Source organism: Rhodococcus sp. IEGM 1406, assembly GCF_030056745.1.
GTDB classification, from domain to species: Bacteria; Actinomycetota; Actinomycetes; order Mycobacteriales; family Mycobacteriaceae; genus Rhodococcus_F; species Rhodococcus_F erythropolis.
Map to the genome: position 1 here is coordinate 668,869 of NZ_JASHKO010000004.1, position 21,171 is coordinate 690,039.

Here is a 21,171-nt window from a genome sequence, read left to right on the forward strand (position 1 = left end):
GCCCCGCCGGATCAGATCCGGCGGGGCTTTTTCGGTTCTAGATCAGGCTCAGCGCTTTCGAGCCTTGACCGGCGGGGTCATGTACGTCGTCCGGCTCGGCGTCAGCCCCAGACGGACCGAGCTCTCCAACCACGTGATCGCCGACGCCGTCGGATCCACAACCGGAACGTGAATCCCTTTGCCATGCAGCCTGTCTCGGACTGCACTGGTCACACCGAGCATCCCGGTGCAACCGAGAACGACGGAATCGGCCTCGCCGTTCTGCACTGCCGCAGACGCCTGAGCGGCCAGTCGATCAATCAGTTCCTCCCGATCGGTGAGGCCCAGCACCGGCATGTCCACGACTCGAATACTGCCCAGCCGACTATCGAGCCCATACCGCCGAGTGAGCGATCGGAGCATCGGCACGACGTTCGGCAGGATGGTCACGACACCGACGCGATCGCCCAGACTCATCGCTGTCAGAAATGACGGCTCGAAGCCGCCGACCACCGGTGCGTCGATGATCTCTCGGGCGGCATGCACTCCGGGATCGGCGAAACACGTGATGAATACACCGTCGACGCCGTCGACTGCCGCCTCTTCGACCCGCTGCACGATCCCGGGGCCGGCCAGTGCCTCGTCGTACTCGGACTCGATGCTCGCCGTGCCAGAGAGCAGTGACACGACATCGACCGTCGTGCCGGGCGCCGCCCAGTGCTCCACCTCGTCTGTCACCGCCGGAGTCAGTGTGGTGTCGATGACCGGGCGAATCACTCTGATGTGCATGAAACACTCCCCTGCTTTCGGATACGCCCGAGGTTATCGATGCAGCACAGCTGGGAAAATGTGTTCAGTGCCTGGCGTTGCGGGTGAGGATGGGCATAGCGCACAGGCGCTGTGGCACGGCCTATACGACACGCCGTGGAACGGCTTCTACGACACGCCGTGGCACGGCTTCTACGACACCGTGTCGGAGATCGCAGGGCGAGGCACTATAGCTCTCAGGTACCGTCTTAGTGTGTCCAAGAACGCTACTAAACGCCGACCTGCGCTGATTCTGCTGGTCATCGTGTCAGCTGCCGGCTGCCTCGCGCTCGGCTGGTGGCAGTGGGAGCGCTTCGAAGCCGTCGGAGGTTCGGGACAGAATCTCGGGTACGCGTTCCAGTGGCCGCTGTTCGCGGCGTTTGTCGTGTACGCGTATCGCAAGTTCGTTCAGCTCGAAGACGTGGACCCCGAAGAGGCCGAAGCCGAGGAAGCCGCCGCGGAGCCGCGTGAGATTCCCGCCGACCTCTTGCCGCAACGCCCGCAGGCCGAGTTCGACGATGTGAACCTCGACGTCGACGACCCTGAAGCCCGCCAAATGCTGGAATACAACGACTACCTTGCGCAGCTCGCCGCTCGCGAGTCCGATAGGAGCACGACGTGAGTACCGGTTCGGAAGCGAGCATCGCTACCCCCGCAGTCAACGCAGAAAAGCAGAAGAAGGTTGCGTCGGCGCTCGTCCGATACCGCGTTCTCGCCTGGATCACCGGCCTCTGGCTGCTGTTCCTGACCGGTGAGATGGTCTACAAGTACCTGATTCTCGACAATTCGGCGGACGCACCGTCGTGGTTGTTCTACATCGGTCAGATCCACGGCCTGTTCTACATGCTCTATCTCGTGTTCACGATCGACTTGGCGATCAAGGCCCGGTGGAAGCCCGGTACGACGGTTGCCACCGCGCTCGCCGGCACGATCCCGTTCCTGTCGTTCGTGTTCGAGCACAAGCGAACCGCCCAGGTGAAGCAGGCTTATCAGCTCTGAGAGTTTCGAAAAGTAGAGCCCTGAACGCGACGCGTTCAGGGCTCTACTTTTCGGATTCGGTTCAGCCGGCCAGTGCCGCCAGCGCCGGAACGAGCTGCACGAGCGCGCGCCCTCGATGTGACGCCGCATCCTTCTCGGCCGGGGTGAGTTCTGCGGCAGAGCGGGTGTCGCCGTCCGGACGGAAGATGGGGTCGTATCCGAAGCCCCCGTCGCCGGCTGGTTCTCGGCCGATCACCCCGCGCCATTCGCCGCGCACGACAGTCTCGTCGCCGCCGGGGATCACCAGTGCACAGGCGGAGACGAATGCCGCGCCGCGCCGCTCGTCTGGCACGTCTCCCAGCTGAGCCAGGACAAGCGCCGTGTTGGCACCGTCGTTTCCGTGAGTGCCCGACCATCGCGCGGACAGCACGCCGGGCATACCGTTGAGTGCATCGATCTCGACACCGGAATCATCTGCGATGCAAGGCATTCCGGTTGCCGCCGCGCCGTCACGCGCCTTGGCGAGTGCATTCTCCTCGAACGTCGCCCCGGTCTCGGGGGCCTCGGGGAACGGCGGCACCTCGTCGAGCCCGACCAGTTCGATTCCGTTCACTCCAGCGGCGTCGAGCACCCGGTGAAGTTCCTTCAGTTTCTTGGCATTTCGGCTGGCAACCAGTACTCGTACGCTCACAGCTCAGGCACCGAACTTCTTTTTGGGTTCCGGATTCTTCGGTTCGGGTAGCACCCCGGGATACGGCTCGGCCAACGCTTGACGCTGGATCTCGAAAAGTTGCTCACAACCAGCCAGAGCGGAGTCGAGCAGCTTGTCCAGCGTCGAGCGTGGGAACGTGGCGCCCTCACCGGTTCCCTGGATTTCCACCAGCGTGCCGGTATCGGTGGCCACGACATTCATGTCGACCTCGGCGCGCGAATCCTCTTCGTACGGAAGATCGAGGCGCACTCGTCCGTCCACGACGCCGACGCTGACGGCCGCTATGCCACACGAGATGGGCTGAGGGTCGGAGAGCAGGTCGGCGGCGCGCAGGTACGTCACGGCGTCGACCAGGGCCACGTACGCCCCCGTCACTGCCGCGGTGCGGGTGCCGCCGTCGGCCTGGAGGACATCACAGTCCAGGGCGATGGTGTTCTCGCCGATCGCGGCGAGATCGATGCAGGCCCGAAGTGATCGGCCGATGAGTCGACTGATCTCCTGCGTACGGCCGCCGACCTTGCCCTTGACCGATTCGCGGCCACTGCGTGTGTGCGTGGCGGCGGGAAGCATCGCGTATTCGGCTGTCAGCCAACCCAAGCCGGAGCCCTTGCGCCAGCGGGGTACACCCTCTTCGACGCTGGCCGTGCACATGACGCGAGTGTTCCCGAACTCGACCAGAACGGATCCGGCCGGATGACTGGTGAACCCGCGGGTGATCTTGACCGTGCGGAGCTCGTCGTCCGCCCTACCGTCTTCTCGTGTAGTCACCTTCGTGAGCCTAGCGGTCGCCCGGTCGGCACTGCATCGAATGTGAGGGGAATCAGATGTCGTAGACGCTTCCGGCGGAGACGGCATGGACTGGTCCGGAGAATTCGGATTTCGCTTCGGCGATCACGTCTTCGCGGGAGGTCCACGGCGGGATGTGCGTGAGGAGAAGTTCCTTGACGCCGGCGAGGGCAGCCACACGGCCGGCTTCCTTACCGGAGAGGTGAACTCCCTCGGGGCGATCCGGACTGTCGGTCCACGAAGCTTCGGAGAGCAACACGTCCGCTCCACGGGCGAGTTCGACGACGTTGTCACACATACCCGTGTCACCGGTGTAGACGAGCACGCGGCCGTCGGCGCCGGTGATCCGGAAACCGTAAGCCTCGGGAGGATGATTCATCCGACGGGCGACGACGCTCAGTTCTCCGAACGTCACCGGCTCGTTCTCGGCCCAGAGCCGGACGTCGATGGTGTCGGAGATGTCATCCATCTCGCCGGCGCACTCGGCGGAGGACACTCCGATGCGGCAGGCCGTGTCGGTGGGGCCGTAAACCAGAGCCCGCCCGACCGGTGGGTTGGGGTGATAGCGACGCCAGACGAGCAGGCCGGGCATGTCGAGACAGTGGTCCGCATGAAGGTGCGAAAGCAGGATCGTCACCTCGCCCGGATCGGCGTATCGCTGCAACGCCCCAAGAACTCCCGGGCCGAAGTCGATCACGAGCGGCGGAGTTCCCGGTGCCGTGAGCAGGTATCCCGAAGCCGGTGAATCCGGACCCGTGACGCTGCCGGAACACCCCAGGACGGTCATGCGCATACCGGTCATGCTGCCACGTCTACCCGTCTGGAAAAAAGCTCTTGGTGGTTTTGGCGCGTCGAAGTCACACCGCAGCGAGGGTGTGACCCACGTCCGTTCAGAAACTCGGTGGTCGGACGGCCGGCGCCGACCCTGCGCGCTTGGCCCTCTCCCCCGACGTCAGCGCCCAGGCGGCCACCACGCCGCCGATCGCTCCGAACAGATGTCCTTGCCAGGAAACCCGTGGATCGCTCGGGAGAACGCCCCACAGCACTCCGCCGTACACGACGAAGACGGCAACGCCGATCAGGATCTGTGTGAAGCTCCGCGTGAAGAACCCGCGCACCAGCAAGTAGGTGACCCAGCCGAAGATCAGCACGGACGCACCGACGTGGTTCGAGTTCGAGCCGGCGAACAACCAGGTCCCGACACCGCCGATCACCCAGATGATGCCGGTCGCCGCGAGTCCGCGCGCAATTCCCGACACCAGCACGAGGAACCCGAGGATCAGGACCGGAATGGTGTTGGCAATCAGGTGAGCCCAGTCGTCGTGCAGGACCGGGGCGAACAGGATTCCCCACAGGCCGTCGAGCGTGCGCGGGGTGACGCCGGCGTTCTGGGCGTTCTGACCGGAGATGACATCCACGATCTCGATCACGTAGAGCAGGATCGCGAAGCCGCCCACCAACACGGCCGACTGCTTCCACACCGAGGGCGGACCGGATTTCGGTGCCGGCGTCCGGGTGCCGAAGTCCGGATTGTTGAAATCCATCGTCATCGTGTGCGTCCTCCACGGTCGATCCGGTTTTCTGATTCGGTCACTCGCGACCAGGCTCAATTCGAGATTACCGCCGATTCCAGGAGTGCTGCCTAGAGAAATGCCGACGGAAAGAGCTCGCGGTAGCTCGGGATTCCGGCTACTGACGTGGCGTCGAGAATCGCTGTGACGATCGCACGTTCGACAACCTGCGCCGAGGCGGCACACACCGCGTCGAGTATCGGCAGATCGTTCGGGAAAGCGGCCGGAACTGCGATCTCCGAATTCGGAGTGTGATCGCCGGTGGCGAGCGCAAAGATCGTGTCGCCGTCGAGTGGCGAATGCGCGGGCCGAATCGCACGAGCCAGACCGTCATGCCCTGCGACGGCGACGCGTCGGCACCCGGCTTTTGTCAAGGCGGCGTCAGTGGCGACCACACCGATCGTGGTGTTGAGGACTGTTCCCTTGGCTGCAACGGCGTTGGCCGCCGCGAGTTCGGACGCGTCGGGAAGCCTGAGCCCGAACGACTCCGCCCCGTCCGAGCCGACGCCCCACGGCAAGCCTGTTCTCGGATCGAAGACCGAACCCACCGGGTTCGCCACGATCAACGCGGAGACCGTCGTACCCTCGGCCGGGCCGTCGGCGATCACGACGCTGGCCGTTCCCACCCCACCCTTGAGCGCTCCGGCTCTGGCACCTACCCCGGCGCCGACCGTGCCCGTGGCGAATTCGCGCGAAGCGGTGTCGGCAGCGAGGAATCCGAAGTCTCCGGTCGGACGAACGGTCCAGTCCCCCACCGGCAGATCGAAGATCACGGCGCCGGGCACGATCGGTACCACCTGACCAGGAGCACCCATCGCGATCCCGCGATCGTGTTCCTCGAGCCAGCGCATCACTCCATCGGCCGCGGCAAGTCCGTAGGCACTACCGCCGGTCAACAGCACGGCATTGACCTGCTGGACCGAATGGCTCGGGTCGAGTAGGTCGGTCTCGCGGGTACCCGGACCGCCGCCGCGGACGTCGACTCCGGCAACCACACCGGCCGACGCGAGCACGACCGTGCAGCCGGTGGCTGCGCCGCTTCCGAGAGTGGCTCCCTCGTCGAGCTTGTGGTGATGACCGACAGCGAGGCCGGCGACATCTGTCAGTGAATCAGTGGGCCCGGTCCGCGTCGTGGTCATGGCATGAGCGCCTGGACGAGGGAGTCCTGCATCCACGTCAACCAGTGATAGACGTCGAGATGCGGGGCGCGCGGGTCGTCGGGTTCGAGGCTCTCCGGGGTGTCGGCGTCGATGCCGAGATTGGTTCCGAGCGCGAGACGGACGTCGTTGAGCGAGGACAGCCACGCATCGGCCTGTTCCTGCGTGAGAACGACCTTGCCGCCGGCCTCCGGAAGCGAAGCCAACAACATGCGAGCGGACTCACGCTTGGCGTCGATGATCTCGGGTTCGTGCAAACTACGCAGCGCGCCGTTGACATTGGCGCCGGCGTCGTCGAGATCGTCACTGTCCGGAGCGACCTTGTCCGGATCGGTGCGCTGGAAGTCGGGAAGCAAACGCGCCAACACCGGATTGTCGGGCGTCTCCGAGTTTCCGGTACGAAGGCCCGTCAGGGCAGCGAGCTCGTCTTGCGGCGCCGAAGACGCGCGCTCGTCGAGAAGCCCGGTCACCGACTCCACGAGCGAGCGCAGAACCGCCGCCTCGTGGCCGTCCATCTCGGACTTGAACTTCACTCCGCCGAGTGAACTCTTCCTACTCCACGTCCGCACGCGTCGGACTCCCGTCTACGAGTTTAGGCGAACAAATCGGTCGAAAAAGTGCTTTTCTCAGGTGTCGTCGCGTTGCATCGTGGCCCATAGACCGGCAGCGTGGAGGCGACGAACATCGGCCTCCATCTTGTCGCGCGAACCGCTCGAGACCACGGCCTTGCCCTCCGAATGGACCTGCATCATCAGGTCGGTGGCCTTGGCTTTGCTGTAACCGAACAACTTCTGGAACACGTAAGTCACGTAATGCATGAGATTGACCGGGTCGTCCCAGACGATGGTCACCCAGGGCCGATCTGCGGCTTCGATGGTCGCAACAGCCTCCGACTGCTCGGGCGTGGCTTGAGGAGAAGAAGCCGTAGCGCCTCTCATCGTTACGTTCGCCGAGTAAGTGCCGGACACGGTCGCGCCGCCGAAAACCATGTATCCAGGGTACGGCGCGACGAGAGGCGACAACACCCACCCACGTCGTCTCGCGCATAGAGTTGTGTGCGTGCCTACGCAAATTTCCGACATCCGCGACGCCGGTGCCAGCACCGCACTGCTCACCGATCAGTACGAACTGACCATGCTCTCGGCGGCTCTCGCCGACGGATCTGCCTTCCGCAACTGCAGTTTCGAGGTATTCGCACGGCGGCTGCCAGACGGTCGTCGCTACGGCGTCGTCGCCGGTACCGAACGCCTTCTCGACGCACTCGAGCAGTTCCGGTTCGGTGAACCGGAACTGGCGATCGTTGCGAGATTCCTCGACGACACGACCGTCGAGTGGCTGCGCAACTATCGATTCTCCGGTGACATCGACGGCTACCGCGAGGGCGACTTCTACTTCCCCGGCTCACCGATCCTCTCGGTCCGCGGAACGTTCGCCGAGTGCGTCATCCTCGAAACCTTGATTCTCTCGATCCTCAACCACGACAGCGCGATCGCTTCGGCCGCAGCCCGCATGGTGAGCGCAGCGGGCGGTCGACGGATGATCGAGATGGGCTCGCGTCGTACACACGAACAGGCCGCCGTCGCCGCTTCACGTGCCGCGTATCTCGCCGGCTTCGACGCCACCTCCAACCTCGAAGCCGCGCGGCGTCACGACGTACCCAGCGCAGGTACCAGTGCGCACGCCTTCACTCTCCTGCACACCACCGAAGACGGTCCGGACGAGGCAGCGGCATTCCGCGGTCAGGTCGCGGCACTCGGCGTATCCACCACGTTGCTCGTCGATACCTACGACATCACCGAGGGTGTGAAAACGGCTGTCGCCGTTGCCGGTCCCGAGCTGGGTGGGGTTCGCATCGACTCCGGCGATCTCGGCGTTCTTGCTCGTCAGGTACGCCAACAACTCGACGATCTCGGTGCTACCAAGACACGCATCGTCGTCTCCGGCGACCTGGACGAGTACGCGATCGCGGCTCTGCGCGCCGAACCCGTCGACTCGTACGGCGTGGGTACTTCACTGGTCACCGGATCGGGCGCGCCCACGGCAGGCATGGTTTACAAGCTGGTCGAGGTCGACGGAATCGCGGTCGAGAAGAGAAGTACCAACAAGGCATCTCGCGGCGGCGCCAAGAAAGCACTGCGCGTGGTTCGCCCGACCGGAACGATCGTCGAAGAAGTCATCTACCCTGCCGGCTCGCCCGCTCCGGTTTCCGAGGCGGACGGCGCGACCGAACTGCTGATCCCGTTGGTTCGCGAAGGCAAGGTCGTCGAGAGCGCACCGACGCTCGAAGAGAGCCGCGCAGTTCTGAAGGCCGGGCTCGTGAGCCTGCCGTGGGAAGGACTCAAGCTCTCGCGCGGAGACTCGGCTGTGCCCGTTCGATTCTCCGGAGGTGAGCACCAGTGAGTGCTAAAGCACTGATCGTCGTCGACGTTCAGAACGATTTCTGTGAAGGTGGCGCTCTCGCGGTCGACGGCGGCGCTGCGGTTGCGGCGGCCGTCAACGATTTCGTCAACTCCCACGAGTACGACGCCGTAGTCGCGACTCGCGATTTCCACATCGATCCTGGGGCGCATTTCTCCGAGACCCCAGACTTCGTCGACAGTTGGCCGATTCACTGCGTCGTCGGGACGGCCGGCGCCGAGTTCCACCCGGCGTTCGACGCTTCCGTCGCCGGTTCGGCGATCTTCTCCAAGGGCGCCTACAGCGCGGCCTATTCCGGTTTCGAAGGAGCAGCCGAGGACGGCACGACGCTCGAGGACTGGCTCCGCGCCCACAAGATCACCGACGTCGACGTGATCGGCATTGCCACAGATCACTGTGTCAAGGCCACGGCCATCGACGCGGCGCGCGCGGGATTCGCCACGACGGTCCTTCTCCCCTTCACCGCAGGTGTGTCGACTGCCACGATCGAGTCGGCATTGGTACAGATGCAGGAGGCGGGAGTGCAGCTGATCGGGCGAGACGAGGCGTCGTCGGAAGAAGACTCGAATGCCGGGGAACTACCCCGGGAATCATCCGTGGACGTTTCTGACGTAGGGATCCATTAACCTTCGTGGGTGGCCGATCAACTCCCGAACGTTCCCGAACTGCTCCAGACAGCGGTGCGGTCGCTCGGCGGTGCCGAACGAACCAGTCAGCTGACGATGGCGTCGGCCGTGGCGCACTCGATCGACACGGGCGAGCATCTGGCCGTCCAGGCCGGCACCGGTACCGGTAAGTCACTCGCCTACCTCGTTCCGAGCCTGCGCCATGCGGTCGAGTCTGGGCGCACTGTGGTCGTGTCCACCGCCACCATCGCGCTTCAGCGCCAGCTCGTCGATCGAGATCTGCCACGGCTGGCCGATGCACTGAAGAAGCCACTCGGCCGGCGCGCCGAGTTCGCAATCCTCAAGGGCCGCAACAACTACCTGTGCATGAACAAGATCCACACCGGCGCGTCCGAACAGCCACCCGAGGACGAGTTGTTCGATCCGTTCACGGTCTCGCGTCTCGGCCGGGAGGTCGTCCGCCTCACCGAATGGTCCTCCGACACCGAAACCGGTGATCGTGACGAATTGGTACCGGGCGTATCCGATCAGGCGTGGCGGCAGGTCAGCGTCACCTCCCGCGAGTGCATCGGAAAGAACCAGTGCCCGGTCGGTGAGGACTGCTTCGCCGAGCGCGCCCGCGTCGAGGCGTCTAAGGCCGACGTCGTCGTCACCAACCACGCACTGCTCGCTATCGACGCCATCACCGGCATCCAGATCCTCCCTGACCATGACGTCGTGGTGATCGACGAAGCCCACGAGTTGGTCGACCGCGTCACCGGCGTTGCCACGGCCGATCTCACAGCTTCGTCGATCAGTGCCGCGGCCAGGCGTTGCGGCAAGATCGCCGAAGAGCAGGACGCCGACCGACTCGAAGCTGCCGGCGAGGGTTGGGCGGGACTCCTCGAGGAATTGCGTCCAGGTCGATGGGAAGGCCTCCCGGACGGGGCAGCCCCCGCACTGGCCGCGATACGCGATGCGGCCTGGTCGCTGCGCACCGCGATCGGTCCGGCCAAACCGGGCATGGCAGCCGCAGACCCCGAAGCCGCTGCAGCCCGCAACGCTGCGCTCTCGTCCGTCGACGACGTCCACGACAGTGCCGTGCGTATTCTCACCGCCTTCGACGAACCAGACCCGGCCAAGCGCAAGGACGTCGTCTGGCTGTCCTCGGACGAGTTCCGCGGATCGGTTCGGCGCTCCGTCCGGATGGCTCCGCTCTCCGTCGGCGGATTGCTGCGCTCGCGACTGTTCGCCGAATCCACCGTCGTTCTCACCTCCGCGACGCTGACCGTCGGCGGATCGTTCGACGGTCTCGCCGTCAACTGGGGCCTTCCTGCGGAATCGTCGGTGCGCCCTGACTCGGGTACGGCCATCGGCACCGAAGCACCTTCTGACGCTTCGGCTTTCCGCTGGAACTCACTCGACGTCGGGTCGCCCTTCGACCATGCCAAGGCCGGCATCATCTACATCGCCCGCCACCTGCCCACGCCCGGCCGAGACGGCCTCTCCCCGGTCTATCTCGACGAGATCGCCGAACTCGTCGAGGCCGCCGGCGGACGCACCCTCGGCTTGTTCTCCTCGATGCGCGCCGCCAAAGCCGCGTCGGAGGCGATGCGCGAACGCCTCGACACCCCGATCCTGTGCCAGGGCGACGACGCCACCGGCACCCTCGTCAAGGCCTTCGCCAAGGACGAACCCACGTCACTGTTCGGCACGTTGTCCCTGTGGCAGGGCGTCGATGTCCCTGGCCCATCGCTGAGCCTCGTCATCTTGGACCGGATTCCGTTCCCGCGCCCGGACGATCCACTGTTGATGGCTCGCCAACAAGCCATCGAATCCCATGGCGGTAACGGCTTTCTCAGCGTCTCGGCCAATCACGCGGCGCTGCTCCTGGCACAGGGCGTGGGTCGCCTGCTTCGCAGCACCGACGACAAGGGCGTGGTGGCCGTGCTCGATCCGCGTCTGGCCACGGCGAGATACGCGGGTTACCTTCGCGCATCGCTGCCGCCCTTCTGGGAGACGACCAACCCCGAAGTCGTCCGCAAGGCGCTCACCCGCATCCGCGACTCACGTCCCTGAGCCAGTTCTCACGCGGACACAATTCTGCCCCGGTACCGACCGAACGGACCGGGGCAGAATGCAATACGTCAGACGCTCGGAGTGGTCACCAACCCGAGTTCGGACGCATCGACCAACAACCGGTGATGCGGCAGCACCCGCACGGTGTATCCCACGGAACCGGAGACCGGAAGCGCAACCTCGGCTTCGAAGATCTCGGTTCCTTCCTCGGCGCCGAAGTGTGTCATCGGGAACGTCACCACGTCGGTGAGTTCCTCGCCCGGACTGACGCGTCCCAGGACTGCCTGGACCTGGACATCCGAGACCGACAAGCCGCCGAGGCGGACCTTGGCCTTCAACGAGATGGTCGCACCGATCTCCGGAGTGTCCGGCAAGCCGGAACCGTCCACCTGCTCGACGGCGACCGACGGCCACTGTGATTCGATGCGACGACGGAACTCGGCCACCTCACGCGCGCCGGCAAAATCGTCCGCCACTACCGCTCGAGCTGATTCCGCCGAAGGGGCGTAGTAGTCGACGGCGTAGTCACGAACCATGCGTGATGCCAACACCTTCGGGCCCAGATTCTCGAGAGTGTGGCGAACCCTCTCGACCCAGCGCGTCGGCAGATCGGCTGCATCACGGTCGTAGAACGTCGGCAGTACCGCGTGCTCGAGAAGTTCGTAGAGCGCGCTGGCTTCCAGATCGTCACGCCGCACGTCGTCGAGAACACCGTCGGCCGTCGGAATGGCCCACCCGTTCTCGCCGTCGTACATCTCGTCCCACCATCCGTCGCGAATGGAGAGGTTGAGTCCACCGTTGAGCGCGGACTTCATGCCGGAAGTGCCGCACGCCTCGAGTGGGCGAAGTGGGTTGTTGAGCCACACGTCGCAGCCCCAGTAGAGGTACCGGGCCATCGACATGTCGTAGTCGGGCAGGAAGACGATGCGGTGACGCACATCCGCTTCGTCGGCGAACCGTACGACCTGCTGGATGAGTGCCTTACCGCCGTCGTCGGCGGGGTGCGACTTACCGGCCACCACCAACTGCACCGCACGCTTCTCGTCGAGCAACATCGCACGCAGACGCTCGGGATCACGGAGCATCAGCGTCAACCGCTTGTACGTAGGCACGCGCCTGGCGAATCCGACAGTCAAGACGTTGGGATCGAAAACTCCAGTAGTCCAGCCGAGTTCAGCTTCGGTCGCGCCGCGTTCGAGCCACGACGCTCGGACGCGACGACGGACTTCGTCGACCAACTTGCCGCGCAACGCATTACGTGTCTCCCACAGTTCGTTGGCCGACAACTCGTGTAGGCGCTCCCAACCTCGCGCTTCTTCGAGTTGCTCCTGCCCCACGATCCGCCTGGCCACGTCCATCCACTCCGGCGCAGCCCACGTCGGAGCGTGGACACCGTTGGTGACCGATCCGATCGGCACCTCGTCGGCGTCGAATCCCGGCCAGAGTCCGTTGAACATGTCGCGACTGACGATGCCGTGCAACTTCGAGACGCCATTGGCTCGCTGGCCCAGGCGAAGACCCATGTGCGCCATGTTGAAGATCGACGGATCGGATTCGCGCCCCATCCCGACTATGCGGTCGACGGTCAGTCCGGGAAGCAAACTCGATTCGTTCTCGCCGTTCGCTCCGCCGAAGTAGTGACGGACCAGATCCGCCGGGAAGCGGTCGATTCCGGCGGGAACCGGAGTATGCGTCGTGAAGACCGTTCCGGCGCGGACCGCGGCCAGAGCCGAATCGAAGTCCAGACCGCTGGTGGTCACAAGTTCCCGAATCCGTTCGATGCCGAGGAATCCGGCATGCCCCTCGTTCATGTGGAAAACCTCGGGATCGGGCAATCCGTACGCCGCGGTGTAGGCACGCACCGCGCGGACGCCGCCGATACCTGCGAGGATCTCCTGCTTGATGCGGTGATCCTGGTCCCCACCGTAAAGACGGTCAGTGACGCCGCGCAGATCCGCGTCGTTCTCGGAGATGTCGGAATCGAGCAGCAGCAACGGCACTCGTCCGACCTGAGCGATCCACACTCGCGCTCGCAGCACTCGTCCACCGGGCATCGCGACGTGAATGACAACCGGTGATCCGTCGTCGGACGCCGGACCTGCGTCCGTCAGCAAACGAAGAGGCAACCCTTGAGGGTCGTGCGGCGGGTAGTGCTCGGCCTGCCAACCGTCGGCAGTCAGTGACTGGCGGAAGTAGCCGGATCGGTAGAGCAGTCCGACGCCGATGAGCGGCAGCCCGAGGTCGGACGCGGCCTTGAGGTGATCGCCCGCGAGGATGCCCAATCCGCCGGAGTAGTTGGGCAGAACTTCGCTGACTCCGAACTCCATGGAGAAGTACGCAATTCCGCCAGCCAACGATGTGCCCTTGGCCTGCTGGGACTGATACCAGCGCGGCGTGCTCAGATAGGCATCGAGATCGGCTGCTGCAGTGTCGAGGTCACCGAGAAATGCCTCGTCACTGCTGAGTTCGTCGAGACGGGTGGGGTTGACTTCCCCGAGCATGCGGACCGGATCGAACTGGACTGCTTGCCAGAGTTCGGGGTCGAGTCGCGAGAACAGATCCTGTGTCTCGGGATGCCACGACCACCGAAGGTTGGTGGACAGGGGGCCGAGCGCGGCGAGGCGCTCCGGAATGTGGGCTCGGACAGTGAACCGACGCAAGGCTTTCACCCCGCGAACCCTAGTCGAGTTCCTTGCACTCTGTCCGGTGGAACCGAACGCCCGAGCCGACCTGACCACCGACAGACCCGAATTCGTCGTTATCAGCACTCCAGCGTCGCACCCACTACGGTTGAACCCGGCGAAAGAAAGTTTTACCGCGATCCATCATCAGAAATGGAGCTTCCCGTGTCAGGACGCCTCGGTATCGACGACGTGGTACCCGAGATCTCGGGTAACTATCCGGCAAAGGCCGTGGTCGGTGAAGTCTTCCCGGTGCACGCCACCGTGTGGCGAGAAGGCCACGACGCCATTTCCGCCACTCTTGTCGTGCGTGGTCCGCGCGGTACCAAGCCGCTGCGCATTCCGATGGATCCCGGGACCGAACCGGACACCGTCGACGCGGTGTTCACGCCGTCCGCCGAAGGTATGTGGTCGTTCCGGATCGAGGCGTGGAGCGATCCCATCGCCACCTGGAAGCACGCCGTGGAAGCAAAGCTCGCCGTCGGGCAAGGGGCGGCCGAGTTGGCCAACGACCTGGAAATCGGTGCGCGCCTGTTCGAAAAGGCCGCGCACGAAGTGCCGCGGGGCAACAGGTCCAGGCTCGAGGCCGTCACGGCGTCGCTGCGCAGCGATCAGGCGCTGACTGCTCGCGTCGCTCCGGCCTTCGCCTCCGACGTCGCCGAACTGCTCCGCGCCACTCCGCTTCGCGAGCTGGTCACCAAGGGCGAGTCCCACCCTGTCGTCGTCGATCGCAGCCGTGCACTGTTCGGCTCCTGGTACGAGTTCTTCCCCCGTTCGACCGGTGGATGGGACGAGAACGGAGTACCGCAGCACGGCACGTTCCGTACCTCGGCCGAAGATCTGCCCCGCATCGCCGCAATGGGTTTCGACGTCGTCTACCTTCCGCCGATCCATCCCATCGGCGAGATCAACCGCAAGGGACGCAACAACACCCTCACCCCCGAACCCGGCGACGTTGGTTCGCCGTGGGCGATCGGCTCTGCCGACGGCGGGCACGACGCTGTTCACCCCCAACTCGGCACGCTCAAGGACTTCAAGGCCTTCGTCGCTGCGGCCCGCAAGCTGGATCTCGAAGTGGCACTGGATCTCGCGCTGCAGTGCGCCCCGGATCATCCATGGGCTCAGAAGCATCCGGAGTGGTTCAACGTCCTTCCCGACGGCACCATCGCCTACGCCGAGAACCCGCCCAAGAAGTATCAGGACATCTACCCGATCAACTTCGACACCGATCCTCGCGGTCTGGACAAGGAAATCCTGCGCGTGGTCCGTCACTGGATCAACGCCGGAGTCAAGATCTTTCGTGTCGACAACCCGCACACCAAGCCGCCCAACTTCTGGGAAACACTCATCTCGGAGGTCAAGAAAACCGACCCCGACGTCTTGTTCCTCGCCGAGGCTTTCACTCGTCCGGCGCGCATGTACGGCCTTGCCAGGCGCGGGTTCACGCAGTCGTACACGTACTTCACCTGGCGAGTTGCAAAGTGGGAGCTCACCGAATTCGGTAACGAGCTGGCGGCAAAGGCCGACGAGGCCCGACCGAACCTCTTCGTGAACACACCGGACATCCTGCACGAGTCCCTCCAGCACGGTGGGCCCGGAATGTTTGCACTGCGAGCAGCTCTCGCCGCCACCCTGGCGCCGACGTGGGGCGTCTACTCCGGTTACGAACTCTACGAACATCAAGCCGTTCGCCCCGGCAGCGAGGAATACCTCGACTCCGAGAAGTACGAACTTCGTCCGCGCCGTTTCGCCGAAGCGGCAGCGCGAGGCGAATCTCTCGAGCCGTGGATCACCGCACTCAATCGCATCCGGCGTGCACACCCGGCCCTGCAGCAGTTGCGGAACCTGCACTTTCACCACATCGACAACGACGCGTTGATCGCCTACTCGAAGTTCGACGCCTCGACCGGTGACGCCGTCCTGACGGTGATCAACCTCAACCCGTTCGCGGCAGAAGAGGGCACCGTCTGGTTGGACATGCCGGCGCTCGGACGCGAATGGCACGACCACATGACCGTGCTCGACGAGGTTACCGGTGAGCAGTTCAATTGGGGCCAGGCCAATTTCGTCCGGCTCGAGCCCTGGCGTTCGGTGGCGCACATCCTCGCGCTCCCACCCGTTCCGTATCCGGCCCGGATCTCTCTGGCCTACCAAGCTCGCAATGCGCACCGCGCAGGTGGAGGCAAGTGATGCCAACCGAAAAGTCCCCTTCGGGTATCGCGCCGGACAATCACGATCTGGAACTGTTGGCGCGCGGTGAACATCACGATCCGCACAGTGTCCTCGGCGCCCATCCCCACGCCGACGGCACCGTTCTCCGAGCGTTGCGTCCCAACGCCGAGTCCGTCAGTGCCGTCATCGGCGGCAAAACCTTTCCTCTCGAACATGTTTCGAACGGAATATTCGCGGCCCTGGTCCCCTACCCAGACCTGATCGACTATCGCTATTCCGTGACGTACCCGGGTGGCCACACAGTTCTCGCAGCCGACCCTTACCGATTCCTGCCGACTCTCGGTGAACTCGACCTTCACCTGTTCGGCGAAGGTCGGCACGAACGACTGTGGGACATCCTCGGCGCACATCCGCGTTCGTACGAGACACCGGACGGACCCGTCGACGGCACCTCGTTCGCCGTCTGGGCTCCGGCCGCCCGCGGCGTGACCGTCGTCGGCGACTTCGACGGGTGGAGTGGGCAATTCGCCCCCATGCGAGTCCTCGGCTCCACCGGGGTCTGGGAACTCTTCCTGCCCGACATCGCAGTCGGTTCGCTGTACAAGTTCCGGGTCCACGGCCACGACGGCTCGGTTCGCGACAAGGCCGATCCCATGGCATTCGGTACCGAGGTACCGCCGGCGACGGCGTCGCGAGTGACCACCAGTTCGCACGAATGGAACGACGCGGCCTGGCTGGAAACCCGCGCTGGTGTCGACCCTTCGCAGTCCCCGATGAGCGTGTACGAGGTGCACCTCGGATCGTGGCGTCCGGGACTCGACTACCGGCAGATGGCCGAGCAACTCGCCGTATACGTCACCGAAACCGGATTCACCCACGTCGAACTGCTGCCCGTCTCCGAGCATCCGTTCGGTGGATCGTGGGGGTACCAGGTCACCTCGTACTACGCACCGACCTCCCGCTTCGGCACCCCGGATGACTTCCGCTGGTTCGTCGACCACCTGCACGCCGCAGGGATAGGCGTCATCGTCGACTGGGTTCCTGCACACTTCCCCAAAGACGAATGGGCGCTTGCCCGTTTCGACGGAACGCCGTTGTACGAGCACGCCGATCCGCGTCGCGGCGAGCAGTTGGACTGGGGCACATACGTATTCGACTTCGGTCGCCGCGAGGTCCGGAACTTCCTCGTCGCCAACGCGCTCTTCTGGCTCGAGGAGTTCCACATCGACGGACTGCGCGTCGACGCCGTCGCATCGATGCTGTACCTGGACTACTCACGTCCGGAAGGTGGATGGACTCCCAACATTCACGGTGGCCGCGAGAATCTCGAAGCTGTTGCGTTCCTGCAGGAGATGAACGCCACCGTCCACAAGAACCACCGAGGAGTCGTCACCGTCGCCGAGGAGTCGACGGCGTGGCCCGGAGTCACTCGGGCGACCAATGTCGGTGGCCTCGGGTTCAACATGAAGTGGAACATGGGGTGGATGCACGACACCCTCGGGTTCCTCGGTCACGACCCGGTGCACCGGACTTACCACCATCACGAGATCACTTTCTCGCTGATGTACGCGTGGAGTGAGAACTACCTGCTACCGATCAGCCATGACGAAGTGGTGCACGGCAAGGGAACTCTGTGGACCCGGATGCCCGGCAACGACTTCGCCAAGGCTTCCGGCCTGCGCTCACTGCTTGCGTACATGTGGGCGCATCCGGGCAAGCAACTGCTGTTCATGGGACAGGAGTTCGGTCAGAGCGCGGAATGGTCCGAAGAACGCGGCCTCGACTGGTGGCAACTCGACGATCAGTACACCGGCACTCTCCACCGCGGCGTCCAGCGACTGGTCGGAGATCTCAACTCCGCGTACCGACGCCATCCGGCGATGTGGACCCTCGACACCTCCCCCGGCGGATACTCCTGGATCGACGCCAACGACACCGAGAACAACGTCCTCAGTTTTCTGCGTTACGGTACTGACGGTTCGATTGTCGCCTGCCTGTTCAACTTTTCGGGCAGTGAGCACTCGAGCTACCGCGTCGGGCTACCAGAGCCCGGCCGATGGGTGGAAATTCTCAACACCGATGCCGAGGTGTATGGCGGCTCCGGAGTCGGGAACCTCGGAGCGGTCACGGCAACGTCGCGTTCGTGGCACGGTCGGCCAGCCTCCGCACAGGTGGCGCTGCCAGCTGCTGGAGCGATTTGGATAAGTCTGGAGCGTTGATGGTCGGCCGGCGAGTAGTCATTGTCACGTCGTCACTGTTCGCAGTGGCCGCACTGCTCGCCGGTTGTGCCAGCGGAACGAACGGGCACGCCGTCTCGATCTATCACGATCCGTTCCGCGTCGCCGGACTCGACGCAACAGCAGGCCCCAGCGGATTGCGCCCGGGAGCCCCCAATGCCGACCGAGCAATCACCGGTACCGACGGCGGGGACATCGACGCCCTGGCGGCCAACGCCATCACCGACATCGAAACCTACTGGGCCACCGAGTACCCGGCTCTGTTCGACAACCCCTTCGAGCCGGTCGACGAGCTGATCTCGTGGGACCCCACCGAATCGAACGGCCCGGACTTCTGCGAAGAGACCACCGAAGAACTCATCAACGCCGGGTACTGCAGCATCGATCACACCATCGGTTGGGATCGCGAACTGCTACTGCCCGAGGTACGAGAGAAGTTCGGCGAAGTGGCCGTCGCCTTCATTTTCGCGCACGAGTACGGCCACGCCGTTCAACGCAAAGCCGGGATCGTCGGCGGCAAACGAGATGCGGCCCTGGTGCGAGAACAGCAAGCCGACTGTTTCGGTGGCGCCTTCTTGCGGCACGTCGCCGAGGACAAGGCCGCACACTTCACGATGAACACCTCCGACGGCCTCAACAAGGTGTTGGCCTCGGCGGTCGCCATCCGCGACGAAGACCCTAATGATCCTGAGAGCCACCATGGTTCGGCGTTCGAGCGCGTCACCGCCACTCAGATCGGCTTCACCGACGGCGCCGGCGCCTGCGCGAAGATGGACGCCGACGAAATCGAGTCACGACGCGCAGACCTCCCGCAGCAATTCGCCGAAGGCAACGACTCCGGAGAACTGCCTGTCACCGAGGCAACGCTCGACGAGTTCGTGAAGACATTCCAAGCGATCTTCGATCTACCCGAGCCGCCGAAGGTCGTGTTCACCGGCGCAGACACCGGGTGCAGCGACGCCGTTGCGACCGAGCCCGTCTCGTACTGCCCGTCGACGAACACCATCGGAATCAGCGTCGACGACCTGGCCGAGCGCGGCACGCCGGGTCGCGTCGGTCGACGTGAGTTGATCCAGACCAACATCACCGGCGACTACAACGCCTACGTCCTGCTCGCGTCGAGGTACACCCTCGCGATGCAGAAGGAGAACGGCCAATCGCTCGACACTCCGCAGACTGCCTTGCGCGCCGCCTGCCTGTCCGGCGTCATCACCGCAGCGCTCAGTCCCACCAACGCTGCGGCGTCCGGAGCTCAAGTCACACTCTCCCCCGGCGACCTCGACGAAGCCGTATCGGGGCTGCTGACCGATGGCCTCGCCGCCAGTGACGTCAACGGTGAGACGGTGCCGAGCGGGTTTGCACGCGTAGACGCGTTCCGGACCGGCGTACTGGGTGGCCGGGAAGTGTGCGACAGCCGCTACACGGAGTAGCGGCTGCCGGTCCACACGTCAGTAGAGAGCGGAAGCCAACTTACGCCGGGCCGCGATGACGATCGGTTCTGCCGGGTCGAACAGTTCGAACAGCTCGAGCAGGCGCGTCCGCGCTGCGGCCTTGTCGTCGCCGGCAGTTCGCGAAACCACCGAGATCAAGCGCGCGAACGCCGCCTCGGGTTGCTGGGCGAACATTTCCAGGTCGGCCGCAGCGAACTGCAGTTCGAGATTGGACGGATCAGCATCCGCGGCCGCGATCGACTCGGGATCGACGCCCTGAACCCGAGCCATGAACTTCACCTGGCGGACAGCGCTCTTGGCCTCCGCATTGTTGGGTTCGGCGTCGAGAATCATCTGGTACGCAGCGATGGCGGCGTCGAGATCGCCCCCGTCCAGCGCGGTTTCAGCGGCCACGAAGCGTGGATCCTCGACCTCCTCCACCGGTTCGTCCCCGTCGGACACCGGCCCACTCAACTTGCCCTCGACAGCTTGGAGCACTGCGTCGAACCACTGGCTGAGCTGCGCCTCTGGCTGAGCGCCCTGAAAATCGGCCAACGGCTGACCAGCTGCGACGGCAACAACCGTCGGCACCGACTGGACACCGAATGCCTGCGCGATGCGAGGACTCACGTCGACGTCGACGTTGGCAAGAATCCACTTGCCGCCGGCGCGCGCCGCCAATGATTCGAGAACTTCGGTGAACACGACCGAGGGCTCGTATGCGCGGCCACCGATGTTGACGATGACCGGCACCTGGCTCGACTTGAGCAGGACTTCGCTTTCGAAGTTCTCCTCGGTCACCTCGATCACTGCCCCGGAGACAGCAGAAACGGCCCCGTCGCCGCTGGTGTTACGCGGCGGTGGTGGGGCCGTGGCCCGCTCTTTGAAGGCGGACAAGTCGACTGCGCCGCTCATGGCGGCAGCAACTGCGGACGAACGCGCGGGGGGCCTGGAACCTGGTCGAGTCACGGCTCCCAGTTTGTCACGAGTTGCGCGAAGCTACGTAGAGGGATGCAGCACTCAGACGAGCGCCGCGTTGCCCTTGGACGCCTCGAACTCCGTGGACAGCTCACCGAGCTTGCCGTTTCGCACTGCCCAGCGTTCGAATATGACGGTGCCGAACGGGGGAACGCTCGAGATCAGCGCAAGGATCGTGGTCTTGATATCCCACTTGAGCGACCACGCAGTCAGCAGAGCAACAACGATGAACACCAGGAAGCCCGCGGTGCCGTGGACCATTCCGGGGATGCGAATCGCTTCTTCGTGTCCGAGGACCCACTTGAAGAACATGGCAACCAGCAAGGCCGCCCAGGTCACAGCTTCCCACCACGCCACCAGACGGAAGCGTTTCGCGGGAGTGGATACGTCAAAGATGTTCGCCATGAGGCCATTGTGCCCGAACAACTACGACGCCCCGTAGTTGTGTGAGCAAAACCACGGGGCGTCGCAGAGCGAGAGCGCTCGTTCAGGTGTATTTAGACACTCAAGCCTTGGGGACGCGGACGATGAGTGCGTCGCCTTGTCCGCCGCCGCCGCAGAGTGCGGCTGCGCCGATGCCG

The 21,171-nt window shown here is 64.5% G+C and carries 19 protein-coding genes; 8 read left to right on the forward strand and 11 right to left on the reverse strand.

Annotated elements, in window-relative coordinates; translation table 11 throughout:
* Positions 1 to 48: 48 nt before the first annotated feature.
* Positions 49 to 768 (reverse strand): aspartate/glutamate racemase family protein, encoded by a 720-nt coding sequence (locus tag QM596_RS21870; protein WP_019749146.1) that lies wholly within the window; start codon positions 766 to 768, stop codon positions 49 to 51.
* A 232-nt stretch (positions 769 to 1,000) separates the two neighbouring features.
* On the opposite strand from QM596_RS21870, the gene QM596_RS21875 reads away from it, so the two are divergent.
* Together QM596_RS21875 and QM596_RS21880 are read left to right on the forward strand one after the other, a co-directional pair.
* Entirely contained in the window at positions 1,001 to 1,408 is a 408-nt protein-coding gene (locus QM596_RS21875) for a hypothetical protein (protein ID WP_021333455.1), read from the forward strand.
* Positions 1,405 to 1,785, forward strand: a complete 381-nt coding sequence (locus tag QM596_RS21880) for a DUF3817 domain-containing protein (protein ID WP_003945334.1) — start codon at positions 1,405 to 1,407, stop codon at positions 1,783 to 1,785. The genes QM596_RS21875 and QM596_RS21880 overlap by 4 nt, the downstream gene beginning before the upstream one ends.
* A 61-nt stretch (positions 1,786 to 1,846) precedes the next feature.
* Here QM596_RS21880 and rdgB read toward each other — a convergent pair whose 3' ends face one another.
* The 7 genes from rdgB to clpS all read right to left on the reverse strand — a co-directional run bounded on the left by rdgB (position 1,847) and on the right by clpS (position 6,928).
* Complete coding sequence (gene rdgB / locus QM596_RS21885; RefSeq protein WP_019749148.1) at positions 1,847 to 2,455, reverse strand: RdgB/HAM1 family non-canonical purine NTP pyrophosphatase; 609 nt, start codon at positions 2,453 to 2,455, stop codon at positions 1,847 to 1,849.
* A 3-nt stretch (positions 2,456 to 2,458) separates the two neighbouring features.
* Positions 2,459 to 3,244 (reverse strand): ribonuclease PH, encoded by a 786-nt coding sequence (rph, locus tag QM596_RS21890; protein WP_003945332.1) that lies wholly within the window; start codon positions 3,242 to 3,244, stop codon positions 2,459 to 2,461.
* A 52-nt stretch (positions 3,245 to 3,296) separates the two neighbouring features.
* Complete coding sequence (locus QM596_RS21895) at positions 3,297 to 4,055, reverse strand: cyclic nucleotide-degrading phosphodiesterase (protein WP_007733274.1); 759 nt, start codon at positions 4,053 to 4,055, stop codon at positions 3,297 to 3,299.
* Positions 4,056 to 4,152: 97 nt separating this feature from the next.
* Entirely contained in the window at positions 4,153 to 4,812 is a 660-nt protein-coding gene (locus QM596_RS21900) for a rhomboid family intramembrane serine protease (RefSeq protein WP_283309922.1), read from the reverse strand.
* 92 nt (positions 4,813 to 4,904) lie between these two features.
* A complete protein-coding gene (locus QM596_RS21905) occupies positions 4,905 to 5,972 on the reverse strand; it encodes a P1 family peptidase (protein WP_020970034.1) in 1,068 nt (355 codons plus the stop codon).
* Entirely contained in the window at positions 5,969 to 6,559 is a 591-nt protein-coding gene (gene aosR / locus QM596_RS21910; RefSeq protein WP_003945318.1) for an oxidative stress transcriptional regulator AosR, read from the reverse strand. Before aosR ends, QM596_RS21905 begins: the two co-directional genes overlap by 4 nt.
* 57 nt (positions 6,560 to 6,616) lie before the next feature.
* Positions 6,617 to 6,928 carry an ATP-dependent Clp protease adapter ClpS gene (gene clpS / locus QM596_RS21915; protein WP_029255695.1) on the reverse strand — a complete coding sequence of 104 codons (312 nt, stop codon included), beginning with the start codon at positions 6,926 to 6,928 and terminating at the stop codon, positions 6,617 to 6,619.
* A 121-nt stretch (positions 6,929 to 7,049) separates the two neighbouring features.
* On the opposite strand from clpS, the gene QM596_RS21920 reads away from it, so the two are divergent.
* From QM596_RS21920 to QM596_RS21930, 3 genes are read left to right on the forward strand one after another with little or no spacing between them, the layout of a single operon-like run.
* Positions 7,050 to 8,390 carry a nicotinate phosphoribosyltransferase gene (locus QM596_RS21920; protein WP_021344775.1) on the forward strand — a complete coding sequence of 447 codons (1,341 nt, stop codon included), beginning with the start codon at positions 7,050 to 7,052 and terminating at the stop codon, positions 8,388 to 8,390.
* Positions 8,387 to 9,034 carry an isochorismatase family protein gene (locus QM596_RS21925; protein ID WP_021333460.1) on the forward strand — a complete coding sequence of 216 codons (648 nt, stop codon included), beginning with the start codon at positions 8,387 to 8,389 and terminating at the stop codon, positions 9,032 to 9,034. Before QM596_RS21920 ends, QM596_RS21925 begins: the two co-directional genes overlap by 4 nt.
* A 9-nt stretch (positions 9,035 to 9,043) precedes the next feature.
* The gene (locus tag QM596_RS21930) at positions 9,044 to 11,092 is read left to right on the forward strand and encodes an ATP-dependent DNA helicase (protein WP_019749155.1); all 2,049 of its coding nucleotides are present in this window, start codon (positions 9,044 to 9,046) and stop codon (positions 11,090 to 11,092) included.
* Between the two features lie 68 nt (positions 11,093 to 11,160).
* Here QM596_RS21930 and glgP read toward each other — a convergent pair whose 3' ends face one another.
* Positions 11,161 to 13,761 carry an alpha-glucan family phosphorylase gene (gene glgP, locus QM596_RS21935; RefSeq protein ID WP_283309923.1) on the reverse strand — a complete coding sequence of 867 codons (2,601 nt, stop codon included), beginning with the start codon at positions 13,759 to 13,761 and terminating at the stop codon, positions 11,161 to 11,163.
* A gap of 177 nt (positions 13,762 to 13,938) precedes the next feature.
* Between glgP and QM596_RS21940 the strand changes: the two genes are divergently transcribed.
* The 3 genes from QM596_RS21940 to QM596_RS21950 are packed head-to-tail and all read left to right on the forward strand — an operon-like array spanning position 13,939 to position 19,612.
* Positions 13,939 to 15,963 carry an alpha-1,4-glucan--maltose-1-phosphate maltosyltransferase gene (locus QM596_RS21940; protein ID WP_020970040.1) on the forward strand — a complete coding sequence of 675 codons (2,025 nt, stop codon included), beginning with the start codon at positions 13,939 to 13,941 and terminating at the stop codon, positions 15,961 to 15,963.
* Positions 15,963 to 18,164, forward strand: a complete 2,202-nt coding sequence (gene glgB, locus QM596_RS21945; protein ID WP_031331511.1) for a 1,4-alpha-glucan branching protein GlgB — start codon at positions 15,963 to 15,965, stop codon at positions 18,162 to 18,164. Before QM596_RS21940 ends, glgB begins: the two co-directional genes overlap by 1 nt.
* Entirely contained in the window at positions 18,164 to 19,612 is a 1,449-nt protein-coding gene (locus QM596_RS21950; protein WP_283309924.1) for a neutral zinc metallopeptidase, read from the forward strand. Before glgB ends, QM596_RS21950 begins: the two co-directional genes overlap by 1 nt.
* Before the next feature lie 18 nt (positions 19,613 to 19,630).
* Here QM596_RS21950 and QM596_RS21955 read toward each other — a convergent pair whose 3' ends face one another.
* On the reverse strand, positions 19,631 to 20,527 hold the full coding sequence (locus QM596_RS21955) for a co-chaperone YbbN (protein ID WP_060939690.1): 897 nt from the start codon (positions 20,525 to 20,527) through the stop codon (positions 19,631 to 19,633).
* A gap of 105 nt (positions 20,528 to 20,632) precedes the next feature.
* On the reverse strand, positions 20,633 to 20,995 hold the full coding sequence (locus QM596_RS21960; RefSeq protein WP_020908283.1) for a DUF3817 domain-containing protein: 363 nt from the start codon (positions 20,993 to 20,995) through the stop codon (positions 20,633 to 20,635).
* Between the last annotated feature and the right edge of the window lie 176 nt (positions 20,996 to 21,171).

Bases quoted from the DNA above. Each gene is read 5' to 3' on its own strand.
- QM596_RS21870 (WP_019749146.1), bottom strand. From the start codon at position 768: ATGCACATCAGAGTGATTCGCCCGGTCATCGACACCACACTGACTCCG.
- QM596_RS21960 (WP_020908283.1), bottom strand. From the start codon at position 20,995: ATGGCGAACATCTTTGACGTATCCACTCCCGCGAAACGCTTCCGTCTG.
- glgB (WP_031331511.1), top strand. From the start codon at position 15,963: ATGCCAACCGAAAAGTCCCCTTCGGGTATCGCGCCGGACAATCACGAT.
- QM596_RS21900 (WP_283309922.1), bottom strand. From the start codon at position 4,812: ATGACGATGGATTTCAACAATCCGGACTTCGGCACCCGGACGCCGGCA.
- clpS (WP_029255695.1), bottom strand. From the start codon at position 6,928: ATGAGAGGCGCTACGGCTTCTTCTCCTCAAGCCACGCCCGAGCAGTCG.
- QM596_RS21955 (WP_060939690.1), bottom strand. From the start codon at position 20,527: ATGAGCGGCGCAGTCGACTTGTCCGCCTTCAAAGAGCGGGCCACGGCC.
- QM596_RS21950 (WP_283309924.1), top strand. From the start codon at position 18,164: ATGGTCGGCCGGCGAGTAGTCATTGTCACGTCGTCACTGTTCGCAGTG.
- QM596_RS21895 (WP_007733274.1), bottom strand. From the start codon at position 4,055: ATGCGCATGACCGTCCTGGGGTGTTCCGGCAGCGTCACGGGTCCGGAT.
- QM596_RS21905 (WP_020970034.1), bottom strand. From the start codon at position 5,972: ATGACCACGACGCGGACCGGGCCCACTGATTCACTGACAGATGTCGCC.